Annotated in this window: 16 protein-coding genes; 4 read left to right on the forward strand and 12 right to left on the reverse strand. The window is 71.6% G+C overall.

What is annotated here, in order from left to right; translation table 11 throughout:
- Positions 1-91: 91 nt before the first annotated feature.
- The 7 genes from BN159_RS30765 to BN159_RS30795 form a co-directional block, all read right to left on the reverse strand.
- Positions 92-748: a LuxR C-terminal-related transcriptional regulator gene (locus BN159_RS30765; protein WP_015660926.1), complete on the reverse strand. Its 657-nt coding sequence runs from the start codon at positions 746-748 to the stop codon at positions 92-94.
- The gene (locus tag BN159_RS30770; RefSeq protein WP_041822028.1) at positions 733-1,986 is read right to left on the reverse strand and encodes a sensor histidine kinase; all 1,254 of its coding nucleotides are present in this window, start codon (positions 1,984-1,986) and stop codon (positions 733-735) included. Before BN159_RS30770 ends, BN159_RS30765 begins: the two co-directional genes overlap by 16 nt.
- Positions 1,987-2,038: 52 nt before the next feature.
- A complete protein-coding gene (locus BN159_RS30775; RefSeq protein WP_015660928.1) occupies positions 2,039-3,091 on the reverse strand; it encodes an SDR family oxidoreductase in 1,053 nt (350 codons plus the stop codon).
- A 67-nt stretch (positions 3,092-3,158) separates the two neighbouring features.
- Positions 3,159-3,629: a winged helix-turn-helix domain-containing protein gene (locus tag BN159_RS30780; RefSeq protein WP_015660929.1), complete on the reverse strand. Its 471-nt coding sequence runs from the start codon at positions 3,627-3,629 to the stop codon at positions 3,159-3,161.
- Between the two features lie 248 nt (positions 3,630-3,877).
- Positions 3,878-5,695 carry a HEAT repeat domain-containing protein gene (locus tag BN159_RS30785; protein WP_015660930.1) on the reverse strand — a complete coding sequence of 606 codons (1,818 nt, stop codon included), beginning with the start codon at positions 5,693-5,695 and terminating at the stop codon, positions 3,878-3,880.
- A 93-nt stretch (positions 5,696-5,788) separates the two neighbouring features.
- Positions 5,789-6,817: a glutamine synthetase gene (gene glnII / locus BN159_RS30790; RefSeq protein ID WP_015660931.1), complete on the reverse strand. Its 1,029-nt coding sequence runs from the start codon at positions 6,815-6,817 to the stop codon at positions 5,789-5,791.
- Between the two features lie 223 nt (positions 6,818-7,040).
- Positions 7,041-7,496: a MarR family winged helix-turn-helix transcriptional regulator gene (locus BN159_RS30795; protein WP_015660932.1), complete on the reverse strand. Its 456-nt coding sequence runs from the start codon at positions 7,494-7,496 to the stop codon at positions 7,041-7,043.
- Positions 7,497-7,566: 70 nt separating this feature from the next.
- Between BN159_RS30795 and BN159_RS30800 the strand changes: the two genes are divergently transcribed.
- A complete protein-coding gene (locus BN159_RS30800) occupies positions 7,567-8,445 on the forward strand; it encodes an alpha/beta fold hydrolase (RefSeq protein ID WP_015660933.1) in 879 nt (292 codons plus the stop codon).
- Positions 8,446-8,466: 21 nt separating this feature from the next.
- On the opposite strand, the gene BN159_RS30805 is transcribed toward BN159_RS30800, so the two are convergent.
- The 3 genes from BN159_RS30805 to BN159_RS30815 all read right to left on the reverse strand — a co-directional run bounded on the left by BN159_RS30805 (position 8,467) and on the right by BN159_RS30815 (position 10,640).
- The gene (locus BN159_RS30805; RefSeq protein ID WP_015660934.1) at positions 8,467-9,177 is read right to left on the reverse strand and encodes an RlpA-like double-psi beta-barrel domain-containing protein; all 711 of its coding nucleotides are present in this window, start codon (positions 9,175-9,177) and stop codon (positions 8,467-8,469) included.
- 117 nt (positions 9,178-9,294) lie between these two features.
- Positions 9,295-10,203, reverse strand: coding sequence for a hypothetical protein (locus BN159_RS30810; protein WP_015660935.1), 909 nt, complete (start codon positions 10,201-10,203; stop codon positions 9,295-9,297).
- 74 nt (positions 10,204-10,277) lie between these two features.
- Positions 10,278-10,640, reverse strand: a complete 363-nt coding sequence (locus BN159_RS30815; RefSeq protein ID WP_041820053.1) for an arsenate reductase family protein — start codon at positions 10,638-10,640, stop codon at positions 10,278-10,280.
- Positions 10,641-10,874: 234 nt separating this feature from the next.
- Between BN159_RS30815 and BN159_RS30820 the strand changes: the two genes are divergently transcribed.
- On the forward strand, positions 10,875-11,189 hold the full coding sequence (locus tag BN159_RS30820) for a hypothetical protein (protein WP_015660937.1): 315 nt from the start codon (positions 10,875-10,877) through the stop codon (positions 11,187-11,189).
- A 186-nt stretch (positions 11,190-11,375) separates the two neighbouring features.
- A complete protein-coding gene (locus BN159_RS30825; RefSeq protein WP_041822032.1) occupies positions 11,376-12,716 on the forward strand; it encodes a DUF2252 domain-containing protein in 1,341 nt (446 codons plus the stop codon).
- A gap of 31 nt (positions 12,717-12,747) precedes the next feature.
- Here the strand turns inward: BN159_RS30825 and BN159_RS30830 are convergent, their stop codons facing one another.
- A complete protein-coding gene (locus tag BN159_RS30830) occupies positions 12,748-13,251 on the reverse strand; it encodes a DUF1269 domain-containing protein (RefSeq protein ID WP_015660939.1) in 504 nt (167 codons plus the stop codon).
- A 118-nt stretch (positions 13,252-13,369) separates the two neighbouring features.
- On the opposite strand from BN159_RS30830, the gene BN159_RS30835 reads away from it, so the two are divergent.
- Positions 13,370-13,618 carry a hypothetical protein gene (locus BN159_RS30835; protein WP_015660940.1) on the forward strand — a complete coding sequence of 83 codons (249 nt, stop codon included), beginning with the start codon at positions 13,370-13,372 and terminating at the stop codon, positions 13,616-13,618.
- A gap of 7 nt (positions 13,619-13,625) precedes the next feature.
- Here the strand turns inward: BN159_RS30835 and pspAB are convergent, their stop codons facing one another.
- On the reverse strand, positions 13,626-14,213 hold the full coding sequence (gene pspAB, locus BN159_RS30840; protein WP_015660941.1) for a PspA-associated protein PspAB: 588 nt from the start codon (positions 14,211-14,213) through the stop codon (positions 13,626-13,628).
- Between the last annotated feature and the right edge of the window lie 4 nt (positions 14,214-14,217).

Genomic DNA, 14,217 nt, shown 5'->3' on the forward strand with positions numbered 1-14,217 from the left:
GTGAAGCGGCTCCGTTCCATACGGACGGAGTCCCAGAGGTGTTCAGCAGTCTCAGAAATTTCACGGCAACTGCCCTTGCCCGCTTGTCATTTCAGCGGTCTTGGTCCAGATATGCGAGAACCGCCAGGACGCGGCGATTGTCGTCGTCCGAGACCTCCAGGTCCAGTTTGGTGAAAATGTTGGAGGTGTGCTTGGCGATGGCCCGTTCTGTGACGACGAGCTGACCGGCGATCGCCGCGTTCGAACGCCCCTGTGCCATCAGCTCCAGCACCTCCAGCTCCCGCGGGGTCAGCCGGTCCAGCGGCCGCCGGTCGTCGGCGGCCTTCCGGGTCAGCAGCTGCTGGATCACCTGCGGGTCCATCGCCGTGCCGCCGGCCGCCACCCGCCGTACCGCGTCCACGAACTGCTCCGCGTCGAACACCCGGTCCTTCAGCAGATACCCCACCGCGCCGGTGCCGTCGGCGAGCAGCTCCCGCGCGTACAGCTGCTCCACGTGCTGGGAGAGCACCAGCACCGGAAGGCCGGGCCTGGCGCGGCGGGCCCGCAGCGCGCACTGGAGGCCCTCGTCGGTGTGCGTCGGCGGCAGCCGTACGTCCACCACGGCGACGTCCGGCGCCAGTTCGGCCAGCGCGGCGTCGAGCTCCGGGCCGCTCTCGACGGCCGCGGCGATCTCGAAGTCGTAGGCCTGAAGGAGCCGGACGAGTCCGTCGCGCAGCAGGAACAGGTCTTCGGCTAGGACAACGCGCAAGGGATCTCCATGGTGACCATGGTGGGACCGCCCGCGGGACTGCTGACGGCCAGGACGCCGTCGAATGTACCCAGTCGGCGTTCCACCCCGGCCAGCCCCGACCCGGCGCCGATCACGGCGCCGCCCTTGCCGTTGTCGGTGACGGAGACCCGGAGCATCCCCTTCGAGTGATGCATGTCGACCCAGATCCGGTCGGCGCCGGAGTGCTTCACCGCGTTGGTGAGGACCTCGCTGACGGCGAAGTACGCCGCCGCCTCCACCGGCGCGTCCGCCCGCCCCGGCAGCTCCACCGTCACCTCGGTGGCGAGCGGCAGCCGCAGCGCCAACGCCCGCACGGCATCGCCCAGTCCACGCTCGGCGAGCACCGGCGGATGGATGCCGCGCACCAGGTCGCGCAGTTCGGCGAGGGCGTCGACGGAGGACTTGCGGGCCTGCGCAATGAGCTGCTTCGCCTGCTCGGGGTCCTTCTCGATCAGCATCTCGATCGTGTTGAGGTCCATGCCCATCGCGACCAGCCGGGCCTGCGCCCCGTCGTGCAGATCCCGCTCGATGCGCCGCAGTTCGGCCGCGGAGGTGTCCACGGCGTCCCGCCGGGTCTCCGTCAACACCCGCACCCGCTCGGCGAGTTCGGCCTGGCTCGGGGCGAGTACGGCCCGGGTGAGCCGGAAGTGCAGCTGGAGGGCGTCCACGGCGTAGCGATGGGCGACGAAGAGGAGGGCGGCGGCCAGGGCGGCGGCGCCGAACGCGGAGGTCTGGTCGCTGACCGGGACGAAGCCGTACCAGTAGTCGTCCGGGAAGACCCGCCACAGCCCCACGGCAAGCGCGAACCCCTCCAACGGATACAGCACCAGGACCGCGGGCAGCAGGGCAGTGATGTATCCGGCCGTCATGTCGACCACCAGCCAGCGCAGATCCCGCCAGGTCGCCGGATCGCCCAGCATCCCGAAGGTGCGCGCCCAGGGGTTGGCGTCCGCGGGTATCGGCCGGTACGTCGACGGGATCTGCACCCCGCCCCACTCCGCGGCCAGCACCCGCCGCCAGTCGGCGAAGGCCCGAACTCCCTTGAGTATCCATGGCGTTGTGATGAGCCCGATGCCGATCGGGATCAGCGATATGGACACCAGCGCGAGCGTGTAACAGAGCACCGCCCCCGGCAGCAGCACCAGCGACAGTCCCAGTCCGCGCAGTGCCGCGCGCACCATGCCCCGTGCCCTGCTCTTCGTCTCCGTGGTCGTCATGCGGTAAGTCTCGCCGAGCCGGGGGAGCGGGTCACGGGGCCGGGACACCCGCTCAGGGGGTGGTGCCAGGTACACCCCCGCCCCCGCCCCCGGCCTCGCCCTCGCCCTTGGCCGACGCCAGCACCCGAGCCTCCACCTCCGGGTCCACGCCCTTCGCCGGCCGGTCCGGGCGCTGCGGCGCCGTACCGTCGAGACCCTTCAGCCACTCCCAGGTGTCGGCGACGGTCTCCTCGACCGGACGGCAGCGCAGTCCCGCCGCCATGGCCCGGGAGACGTCGCCGAGGTGCAGCGCGTCGTGCAGATCGGTGCCCGGCGGCACCCACACCGGCAACTCGGTCCAGGGCTCGATCCCGGCCTTCAGGATCACCTCGGGCGCGGTCCAGCGCAGTTCGGCCGTACCGCCGGTGACCGCGACACAGGCGTCGAGCAGCGTGCCCATGGTGGCGTGCCCCGAGGCAGAGGTGAGGTTGTACGGACCGCTGAGCCCCTGTTCCGCGGCCCCGAGGAGCCACTCGGCGAGGTCCCGGACATCGACGTACTGGAGGGGCAGTTCACGCGGGCCGGGGGCCAGCACCGGGCCGCCGCGCGCCATGCGGTTCAGCCACCACGGGAGCCGTCCGACGTTCTCGTACGGGCCGATGATCAGCCCCGCCCGCGCCAGCACCGAGCGGTCGGGCCCGAAGGCGTCCAGGACGGCCAGTTCGCCGCCCCGCTTGTCCTGGGCGTAGTCGGTCTGCCCGGCATCGGCGGAGGCGCCCGTCACCACCGGCGCGTCCTCGGTGGACCCGGCGGGCGGGGCCCACTCGTACACCGAGCGGCTCGACACGTAGACGTACCGGCCGACGCGGTCGCGCAGCAGTTGCGCGGTGTCCCGGACCGCGCTCGGCGCCGCGGACCAGGTGTCGATGACGACGTCCCACTCCTCGGTCCCGGCCAGGGCGGCGAGTCCGTCCGGGGCGGTGCGGTCGCCGTGCAGCGACCGCACTCCGTCCGGGGCCGGGTGCCGCCCCCGGTGGAAGACGGTCACCTCCCAGCCCCGGCTCAGCGCCGCCTCGACCGTGGGCCGCCCCACGAACTCCGTACCGCCCAGCATCAGAAGTCTCATGCCGGTGACTCTGCCCGCCCGGGGCGCGCGAGGGAACAGGACTCTGCCGTCAGCAGAGCCCCGATGATCAACGTCCGGCGGGCGGCGCGTACTTGTAGCCCACCCGGCGGATCGTCTCGATCACCCCGCGGTGCTCGGCGCCCAGCTTGCGGCGCAGCCGGGCGACATGGACGTCGACGGTACGGCCGTCGCCGACATGGCCGTAGCCCCACACCGTCCGGACCAGCTGGTCGCGGCTGTGCACTCGGTGCGGGTGGGCGACGAGATGCGCGAGCAGCTCGAACTCCAGGTAGGTGAGATCGAGTTCACGCCCGTCGACCTCGGCGCTGCGGCGCTCGGAGTCGATCCGGACCAGCGGGTCGGCGGGCGGCCCGGCGGCCGGGGCGGGCCGCCGATCGGCCGGGACGAGCACCAGGTACCCGATCATCGGCGGCTGCCCCGGCAGGGACGGCAGCGAGTGCTGGGGCGCGGGCAGCCAAGTGGCGCCCGGAGTGAGGAGATCCGCGACATCGAGGACATGAGCAGCAGCGGTCGTCATGGGAGGTCAGCTCTTTCGCGCGAGGGGTTTCGTCGGTGGACGTACGCCGTTGCGCGCGGGCCTGTGGGCCGGGTTACGGCTTCAGAGCGCCGGCGCGATCGTCGCGCGACAACACACCCGGTCGAAGTCGTGGTGCTGACGGGACGGCCAGAAGGGCTCGAGGTCGTGGCGACCCGTCCCGGTGTTCCGCTGAATGCTGGCCATGTCCTTCATTGAAGCAGACCGGCCCCGCCGGCAGGACCCTCCTCTCACTGGTCGGACGGCTGGTCGGCCAGCCGGCCGGTCACGCGGGCGGTGGCGAGCAGCTTGCGTACGGCGGTGCGCAGTGCGTAGTCCGGGTGCTGCTCGGGGCCGCCGCCGCCCAGATCGCGGACCACGCGCCGCGGCGACTCGGCCGCCGCCCGCAGCGGGGCCACGGCGAAGCGGGGGAGCAGCCCGGCCTCGGTCAGCGCGGTCACGGCGGCGATCCGTTCGGAGTGGTAGGTGTCGGCGTCGGCCGCTCGGTGTGCGAGGGGTTCCAAGGTGTCCTCGGTGCGGCCCGTGATCCGCAGGACCGCGCGTGCGGCCGAGGCGCGCACGCCGGCCGGGGCGCCGGGGGCGAGGCTCGGCTCGATGAGCGGCAGCAAGGGCGCTCCGGCGGGGCCCAGTGCGGCGGCGAACTGCGGCCAGCTCAACGGGCCTTCCCGCGCGAGGAGTCGAAGCGCGAGGTCGGGGTCCCCGGTGACCCGGAAGTGGGCCATCGAGGCGTACACCGCGACCGAGAAGTGGTCGCCGCCCGTCACCTCGGCCCGCAAGGCATCGGCGGCCGCCTCGCCCGCGGCAGGGCCCAGCGAGCCGAGCAGATCCACCGAGGCCCAGGCGTGACCGCCCTCGTAGCGGCCCACCAGCGCGGCGATCTCGTCCACCACCTCCAAGGCCACCTCCGGGTACCCCTCCAGCACCCGGATCAGATCCGCGTGGGTCCGCCCGATCCGTCGCGCCACCGCGCGGGCCACCGGCAGCGCCTCGGCCCCGAAGACCTCGGTCACGGCCCGGACGGCCAGGACGACGCGGTACGGCCCGGGCGGGCCCCCGGGATCGCCCTCGACCAGCCGCACGGCCTCCTCGACCGCTTCCGGCGCCCGGGTGCGGGCGAGCGTGGTGACGGTTGCCGCTCGCAGGTCGAAGTCGTGAGCGGTCAGGTGCGGCCGGACCCGGTCCCGTACGCGCGCATGCGTCTCCGGGTCCGACAACGCGCTGCACAGCCGGGCCAGTTGGTGCAGGCCCCAGTCGTACTCCTCCAGGTCGCGCAGGGCGAAGGGCAGCACGTCCGCCTCGCGGTCGCGCCAGCCTTCGGAGATCGTGACGGCGAGCGGGACGCCTCCGGCGGTGGCGCGCAGGGCGGCCTCGGGGTCGTCCAGCAGGCGCTTGGTGAAGCGCTGGTGGGGAGCCGGGGCCCAGTACGCCTCGTCCAGCTCGTACGGATCGGCAGCGTAGGCCGCCGCCCCGATGTCCACCAGGTCGGCGGGGAAGGGGGGTTCGGTGGTGCGCAGCAGGTCCTCGGCTGCCGCGAGCCGCACCTTGGGCTCGGGGTCGGTGAGCAACCCGCGCCGCCAGTCGCCCGGTTCGGGCTCCAGCAGCGCCACCGCGGTCACCGCATGGCCGCGCACCTCCGGGTCGTTCTCCTCGGCCAGGCGGGCCCGCAGCAGGGGCAGGGAGTCCTGGTGGCGACAGGCCATGAGGAGCGTCAGCACGGCGTCGCGCACGGCCGGTTCGGCGTCGTGCGCGAAGGGGAGCAGGGACGGCAGCTCGGCGGTCACGGCCCGCAGCGCCGGATCGGCCGCGTCGGGCCAGTCGTCACGGTCCGCGAGATCGCCCAGCAGACCCAGCAACTGGGCCCGGTGGCCGGGAAGTTCACGGGCCAGCCGAGCCAGCACCGGCACCGCGCGCGCCGTCGCCACGGCGAAGTCGTCCTCGCGCCATGCCGCGGAGGCCAGATGGTCCAGCGCCTGCTCGCGAGCCGGATCGGCACCCGACTCCAGCGCCGCCAAAAGCGCGCCCACGTCCGGCCCGTCGTCAAGATCCATACGGCGCACGATACGCAGAAGGCAGCGCACGATACGCGGAAGGGGGCGCCCACCGTGATGGCGGGCGCCCCCTTGCCGAAGCAGCGCTGTGGATCAGACCTGGCCGGCCTTCTCCAGGGCGGAGCAGCAGGTGTCCACCAGGAGGCGGGTCACGACGTACGGGTCGACGTTGGCGTTGGGACGGCGGTCCTCGATGTACCCCTTGCCGTCCTTCTCGACCTGCCACGGGATACGCACCGAGGCGCCACGGTTGGAGACGCCGTAGCTGTACTTGTCCCACGGGGCGGTCTCGTGCAGACCCGTCAGACGGTCGTCGATGCCGGCGCCGTAGTTCTTGACGTGGTCCAGCGGCTTGGAGCCCTCACCGAGCGACTCGCACGCGGTGATGATCGCGTCGTAGCCCTCGCGCATCGCCTTGGTGGAGAAGTTGGTGTGCGCACCGGCGCCGTTCCAGTCGCCCTTCACCGGCTTCGGGTCCAGCGTCGCGGAGACGCCGAAGTCCTCGGCGGTGCGGTAGAGCAGCCAGCGGGCCACCCACATGTGGTCGGAGACCTCCAGCGGGGAGACCGGGCCGACCTGGAACTCCCACTGGCCGGGCATGACCTCGGCGTTGATGCCGGAGATCGCCAGGCCCGCCTTCAGGCAGTTGTCGAGGTGGGCCTCGACGACGTCACGGCCGAAGATCTCGTCCGCGCCGACACCGCAGTAGTAGCCGCCCTGCGGGGCCGGGAAGCCGCCCTTGGGGAAGCCGAGCGGGTAGCCGTCCTTGAAGAACGTGTACTCCTGCTCGATGCCGAAGATCGGCTCCTGGGACGCGAACTTCTCGGCCACCTCGGCCAGCGCGGCACGGGTGTTGGTGACGTGCGGGGTGAAGTCGATGTTCAGGACCTCGCACAGCACCAGGATGTCGTCGCCGCCGCGGATCGGGTCCGGGCAGGAGAAGACCGGCTTGAGCACACAGTCCGAGGCGTGGCCCTCGGCCTGGTTGGTGGAGGACCCGTCGAACCCCCAGATCGGCAGCTCGGCGCCCTTTGCGTCGTCGCCAAGAATCTTGGTCTTCGAACGCAGCTTGGCCGTCGGCTCGGTGCCGTCGATCCAGATGTACTCAGCCTTGAAGCTCACGGGCCACATCCTTCGGGGTGGGTCTCTAGGCGCACTTGCGGGTGCTGCGGCGCTGCGGCACTGGGGCGCCGCGCTGATGTCCGCGAGCCTGTCAACAGGCGATTTCCCGGTCATTGCTCGAATGTGAACCCCGTGTTACCTGGTGGTTCTGTGGTGCGATTCACGCTGTGAGGGAGGAGCGGGAGAGATGGGGTGTGCCGGCCATGGCTCGTATGCGATGGGGTTAGGACGGTTCCCCTGCCGCCGCGGCGTCCCGCACCCCGGTCAGAAACCCCCTGATCGCCGCCCGTTCCGCCGCGTCGTACCCCTGGAACAGGTCCACCGTCCGCTCGATCAGCGGACCGAAGAAGCTCTGCCCGAGCGCGACCGCCTCCTCGGTCACCTCGATCACGACCAGCCGCCGGTCTCGCGTTCCGCGCACCCGCCGCACCATCCCGGCCCGCTCCAGCCGGTCGATGAGCCCCGTGGTCCCCGCCGAGTTCAGCCCGAGCGCGGCCCCGAGCCGCCCGGCCGTCAGCTCCTTGCCCGCGCGTGCGGCGTCCATGAGGGCGATCAGGGCGCGGACGTCCGTCGGATGCATGCCGTTGCGCTGGGCGAAGCGGGCGCTGTGCAGGCCGAGTTCGACGGTCACCGCGCGCAGCAGATGAACGATCTCCATGTCCGGCCCCTGGGACTCCATGCCTGCCTCCGGCTATCATCTCGCCAACCGAGTATCTCGCTCAGCGAGATAATAAGGGGGATGGCGGCGTATGGGCGGCCCCAAAGGGCGCGACATCGGTAACGGACGCGGCTTCGACGAGGACGCCTTCCTCGCGGCCTACGACAAGGTCATGGCCAAGTGGCCCGCCGATCGGGAGGCGGTGACCGTCCCCACGCCGTTCGGCACGGCGTACGTCCAGGTCTGCGGCCCCTCCTCGGGCCCGCCGCTGCTGCTCCTGCCGGGCGGCGGGGCGGCCGCCGCGTCCTGGTACGCGCAGGTGGGCGAACTGGCCCGGACACGGCGCGTGTACGCCGTCGACCCGCCCGGCGTCGCGGGCCGCGGCACCGTCGACCGGCCACCCAGCACGGCCTCCGACCTCACGGCCTGGCTGGGCGCGGTCCTCGACGGCCTCGGCGTGAGGCGGGTGGACCTCGGCGGGCACTCCTACGGCGGCTGGATCGCGCTGCGGTTCGCGCTGGACGTGCCCGACCGGGTGCGCCGCCTGTTCCTCCTGGACCCGACCCAGTGCTTCGCCGGGTACAAGGCGGCGTACCTGATGCGGGCGCTGCCGATGCTGCTGCGGCCGACGCCCCGCCGGGTGCGGGCCTTCCTTGAGTGGGAGACCGGGGGAGTGCCGCTGGACCCCGACTGGCTCCGGCTCCAGGAGGCGGCCGCCGGCTTCCCCTCCGTGAAGCCGGTGACCGGTCCCCGCCCGTCAGCGGCGGAGCTGCGCACCCTGGACGTGCCGGTCCTGCTGCTCCTGGCCGGGAGCAGCAGGACGCATGACACGTACGAGGCGGCGAGGCGGGCGCGTGCGGTGCTGCCGCACGGCGATACGGAGATCCTTCCGGAGATCTCCCATCACGCGCTGCCTCAGGCGGCACCCCCCGGGATGACCGGCCGCCTCAACTCGTTCCTGACGACGTGAGCGACGTGCTCGACCGATGCCTCACCCCACCTTCTCGATCACGGCCCGGCGGATCAGGAACTTGCCGGGCTCGCGGACCTGCTCGAAGGCCGCGTTGTTCAGCAGCGTGCAGCTGCCGGAGACCGAGGTGACCTCGACGGTCGTGGACTTGTTGTTGTCGAGGTTGGTGACCTTCACCTTGGTGCCGATCGGCAGCACGTTGCTGGACGCGGCCGGGGCGCCGCCCTCACCGGAGAGGGTGACGGTGGAGCCGTTGCACACCTGCTCACCGGAGCCCGGCTGAGCCGGCGCCTCGGGCTGGGCGGCCTGGTCCTGGCCTTGTCCCTGCTCCTGGCCCTGTCCCTGGTCCTGACCCTGACCCTGGCCCTGTTCCTGGCCCTGGTCCTCGGCGGGCGGCGCGGCGGGCGCTGCCGCCTGGGAGCCCTGAGCCGACTCCCCGACGACGCAACCGGACGCCTCCTGCTGGACCTTGATCTGCTCGATGACCGCCTCGCGGTTGGCGATCCGGGCCTGCGACTGGGCGTCCGGGTTGGCCTTCTGCCCCTCGATGAACTTCTCGTTGTTGCCGAGCGCGGTGGCGAGGCCCTGGCAGACACTCGACTCCGCGGCGGTCTTCGGCGGCGCGGCGTTCGAGGTGCTCGCCATGACGAAAGCACCGCCGCCCGCCACGCTCGCCGCGCTGACGAGCAGCGCGATCTTCTTCTTCGTACTGAGCGTTCGCCTGCGTGACATGCGCGCCTCCTGGAAGGTGGGGAGCTGTACGCCGCTATGTACGAGATACCGAACGAAGTTACTCAGCGGTTACAGGAGTCACCTCAAGTGACCCGCGTCACACGGGAGTTGAGCCGCTCAGTCGTCGCCGTCCTCATAGGCCACCACCGTGTCGTTGACGTGCTGAAGCAGCCCTTGCGTCTGCCGGGTCAGCTCCGCCTCGCCGGTCTCGGCGCCGTCACCCCACTGCCCGTTGGCGAACACCACGGACCGCACGGTCATCAGCCGCTCGAAGACCCCGGACGACCCCGGCGGCACGGTCGGCAGCCCCGCCTCCGGCGCCGGGTCCAGCGAGACGACCTGGTAGGTCACCGGGTCCATGGAGGCCATCGCGAACACCCGTGAGGCGTCCTCGACGTTCTGGAAACTCAGCACGGTGACCGTCACCTGCGAGCGCCGGTCCTTGTCCGTGAACATGGCCGCGCTCATCCGCGCGCACGGCTCACCCTGCTCCATCAGCTCGGCCAGCTCCGTCGACATCCTGGGCGGGCAGTCCGTGGTGGTCCCCCATTCGACGCGCTCGTAGGTCGAACCGTCCTTGAGCGTCACGGTCTTCTGGGGGAACGCCTGCTCCGCGGTGATGACCGGTCGGGCCAGCAGCGAGGGCAGTGCGCTGGGTGCGTTGGACGGGTCGCCGACGTCCACGCGCGGGACCCCGGTGGTGGCGGACGGCTCGGGTGTGGCGCTCGGTGTCGAGGCCGAGGCCGCCGACGGGTCCTCGTCGCCGCCGGTCAGCAGCAGGGCCCCGGCGACGACGGCCAGGGCCAGCACTCCACCGGTCACGCCGGCCGCGATGCGCCGAGTGCGCCGCCGCCGTATCCGCTCCTGCTCAGCGGCCCAGGCGGCCTGCGGATCGGGTCCGGCCGGGTATCCGTAGGGAGTCCCGGGATACCCGTACTGCGGCTGTCCGTAGGGCGGTTGTGGTGGTGGCTGCCCCTGCGGGTATCCGTTCTGTCCGTACGGCGTTCCATGATCACCGAATGTCATGGCCGCGGAGGGTAACAGCCGGTGGGCCCTCCGCTCACACCGGGCGACAAACCCTCAACTACCGTACGCAAGCGTCACTTTCGGGACAGCGCGTCCCGTACCGCCTCGTCCGTGCGGCCCACCACCGCCGTGCCGTCCTCCGCGGTGATGATCGGGCGCTGGATCAGCTTGGGGTGCGCGGCCAGTGCGGCGATCCAGCGCTCCCGGGAGTCCTCGTCCCGCGCCCACTCCTTGAGTCCCAGCTCCTTGGCGGCGGGCTCCTGGGTGCGGGTGATGTCCCAGGGTTCGAGGCCGAGCCGGTCGAGTACGGCCCGGATCTCGTCCTCGCTCGGGACGTCCTCCAGGTAGCGGCGGACCGTGTACTCGGCGCCCTCGGCGTCGAGCAGGCTCAGGGCGCTGCGGCACTTGGAACAGGCGGGGTTGATCCAGATCTCCATGGCGACAACGGTAACGGGGGCGGGCGCGCCCTGACTCTGTTCGATTTCCGGGTGCCTCAGAAGCCCCTCCCTGACCTGCCGTGACATCCGCCCAATTACCTTCTCCACCTGGTCTTTTGATGACTTGTGGAGGTCTGCTGATTGTCAGTGGTGGGCAGTAAACTAGGAGCAGTGTTCGAGGGTGTCGCCGGAGCGTCCGGACGACGGCACCCTGACCGCGACAGGAGGATGCCTGTGCCCGCTGCCGCACTGAAGCCGAAGCCGTTGCCGACCCAGTCCACCGCGAAGCGCCCTGTCCTGCTGGACCTGCCGTACGCGCCGCTGGAGAAGCGCGCGCTGCCGCCGGGCCGCCCGCGCGAGTGGTACGTCACCCACAACCGCCGCCTCAAGGCCATGCGCCTGGCCATAGCCCTGCTCGACTCGGGCGTCTACATGCCGAACCAGGCCCGCAACGAGACGATCCGCGACACCGCGGAACTGATCGGCGTCCACCCACCGTCGGACACGACCTGCCACATGGTCCGGGCCCTGATGCGCTACTCAAGGTGAGCGAAGGTGCCGGGCGCCCCGCGAGAGCGGGCTGCCCGGCACCCCTTTTCACCCGTTCGTCCGCCCCGGACATGCGCGCGCCCTCCCTCCGGCCTTCACTGCGATCAGGAGGTGGCGGGTGCGTTTCCAGGGAGGTCCGATGGCGTGGTTCCGCATGTGCTCGGCTCCGGCCCGACGGCCCCGCCCATGAGCACCCCCGTCGACCGCGCCCGCCGCGGCAAGGAAGCGCGCAAACGCCTGCCGCGCTCCGAGCACGCCCGCTGGCTGCCCTCCGTCGACCGGGCCGACCCCGTCGGCGTGCTGGAGCGCCAGGGCCGGGACCGCCTCCCGGAGCTGCTGCCGATCCGGTACGGCCGGATGGCCGCCTCGCCGTTCGCCTTCCTGCGCGGTGCCGCCGCCGTCCTCGCCGCCGACCTGGCCACGTCCCCGCACTCCGGCCTGACCGTGCAGCTCTGCGGCGACGCCCACCTGCTCAACTTCGGCCTGTACGCCTCCCCGGAACGCACCCTGCTGTTCGACCTCAACGACTTCGACGAGACCTTCCCCGGCCCCTTCGAATGGGACGTCAAACGGCTCGCCGCCAGCGTCGCCGTCGCCGCCCGCGAGAACAGCCACAGCGAGAACGACGTACGCCGCTCGGCGCTCGCGGCCACCACCGCGTACCGCACCCAGATGCGCCGCCTGGCCGGGATGGGCGAACTCGCCGTCTGGTACGAGCGGATCGACGCCGAGCGCCTGCTCCCCTTCGCCCGCACCGCCCGCGGCCGCCGCCAGGTGGAGTCCACGCTGGCCCGCGCCCGCCGCCGCACCAGCCTCCAGGCCCTCGGCAAGCTCACCGAAGTCGTCGACGGCCGCCGCCGGATCATCCACGACCCCCCGCTCCTGGAACCCGCCGGCGCCGCCGACGCGGCCTCCCTGCGCAAGATCTTCAGCGACTACCGCTCGACTCTCTCCGAGGAGCGCCGGCTGCTGCTGGACCGCTACCGCTTCGTCGACGCCGCCCGCAAGGTCGTCGGCGTCGGCAGCGTCGGCACCCGCTGCTTCATCGTGCTGCTCACCGGACGCGACGCGAACGACCCGCTGTTCCTCCAGATCAAGGAGGCCCGCAAGTCCGTACTGGAGGAACACCTGCCGAGCGGCCCGTACGTCCATCCCGGGCGCCGGGTCGTCGTCGGCCAGCGGCTGATGCAGGCGGCCGGGGACATCTTCCTCGGCTGGATGACCGGACCGCAGGGCCGCGCCTACTACTGGCGCCAGCTGCGCGACATGAAGGGCTCCGCCGAGGTCGCCGCCATGGGCCCGCGCCAACTGCGCCGGTACGCCGAGCTCTGCGGCACCGCGCTGGCCCGCGCGCACGCCCGCTCCGGCGACCGGATCGCGGTGGCCGCCTACCTCGGCGGCGCCGACACCTTCGACCGGGCCGTCACCGACTTCGCCCTCGCCTACGCGGACCAGACCGCCACCGACCACGCGGCTCTGTGCGCGGCGGTGGCGGCGGGCGTGCTCCGGGCGGCCCCGGACGTGTGACCGGTCCGGCCGGGTCAGCGGTCCGGCCGGATCACTGCTCGGGTGTCTTCAGGGCCACCTCGATGGCCTCCCGCAGATGGTCCTCGTCGGCCTTGCTGAGCGAGGTCTGCACCAACTCGCCGCCGTAGGGGATGAGTTGCGGGATCACCTTGTCCTCGGCCGCCTTCTTCACCAGCACGAACAGGGCGCCCGCGCCCGGGCGCAGATTCTGGCTGAGGTTCTTCATGAAGTCGTCGTTGATGCCCGTGTCCGTGAACTTGCCGCCGGCCGCACCGGCCGCCGCGCCCACCGCCGCACCGAGCAGCGGCGCCAGGAAGAGCAGCCCGATCACACCGCCCCACAGCGCGCCGCCGGCCGCGCCGACGGCCGTGTGGTTCACCGCCTGATGCAGCTTGATCTTCCCGTCCGGATGGCGCTCGACCACGACCGCGTCCTCCAGCTCCACCAGATGCTGCTTGGACAGCTCGAACAGCTTCTCGCGCACCTGGTTCGCCGTGGCGACGTCGTCGTAGGCGATGACGAAGAGATCACTCATCCTGGGACACCCCTTTTTTCACTTCTCACCGGAATTGCGGCTTTCGCGCAATCGATCCGACTCTAGAACCGGGAAAAAAGGGATGCACGCCGAGTGACCGGCTTCCTACGCTGGAGCCATGGGCACCATCGTCCTCACCGGGACCGTCGTCCTGGTCATCATGGGATTCGGAAACTCTCTCTACTGGCTCGCCGCCGTAGCCGTGCTCTACCTGTACGTGAAGTACGGGCGCAACGCCTCGCCCACGCCTCCGTCGGGCGGTTCCGGCCCGGCGCCGTCGGACTACCGCGCGTACCGCGACCGCCGTGACCTCCAGGCCAAGTGGGAGCGCCGCTACCAGCGCGAGCGCGGCGGCCGTAACCGCTGAGCCCCGCTCACAGCCCCGGCGCGCCCCACACCGGGAACCAGCGGCCGAGGTCCTCCTCCAGCCGCAGATCGTTGCCGAGCGTGGCCTTCACCCTGAGTTCGAGCGCGTTGTCGCGCCGCTGCCCCGCACCGGGCAGTGGCGCGAAGGGGTAGAAGGTGCCGCGCTTGTACAGGTAGACCAGCGCCAGCGCCCGGTCCTCGGCCGGGTTCCGGAAGCCCGCGAGGGAGCAGAGCAACTGCGGGCCGAAGCCGTTGACCTCCATCGAGCTGTTGACCGCGTGCAGATCGTTCACCAGATCCGGGAGCCGGTCGGGGGAGCGCTCGGAGACCAGCCAGGAGTAGCCGTAGCTGTCCCTGGTCAGCCGCACCGGCACTCCGTCGCGATCGGCGTCCGCGTCCAGCAGCGCCTGGACCTCGCGGTGCGTCTGCTCGAAGGCGGCGCCCTCGACGGTCGCGAAGCACACCGCCCCCCTCCCGGTCGGCACGAACCCGGTGGCCGCCTCCAGCGTCACCGCCGCCGACGGCAGCCCGAAGAGCTGGTCCAGATCGGGCGCGACCGCCTTGGTACGGCCGAGCAGAATGTCCAGCAGTCCCATGCTC

This window comes from Streptomyces davaonensis JCM 4913 (genome assembly GCF_000349325.1).
Taxonomy (GTDB): Bacteria; Actinomycetota; Actinomycetes; order Streptomycetales; family Streptomycetaceae; genus Streptomyces; species Streptomyces davaonensis.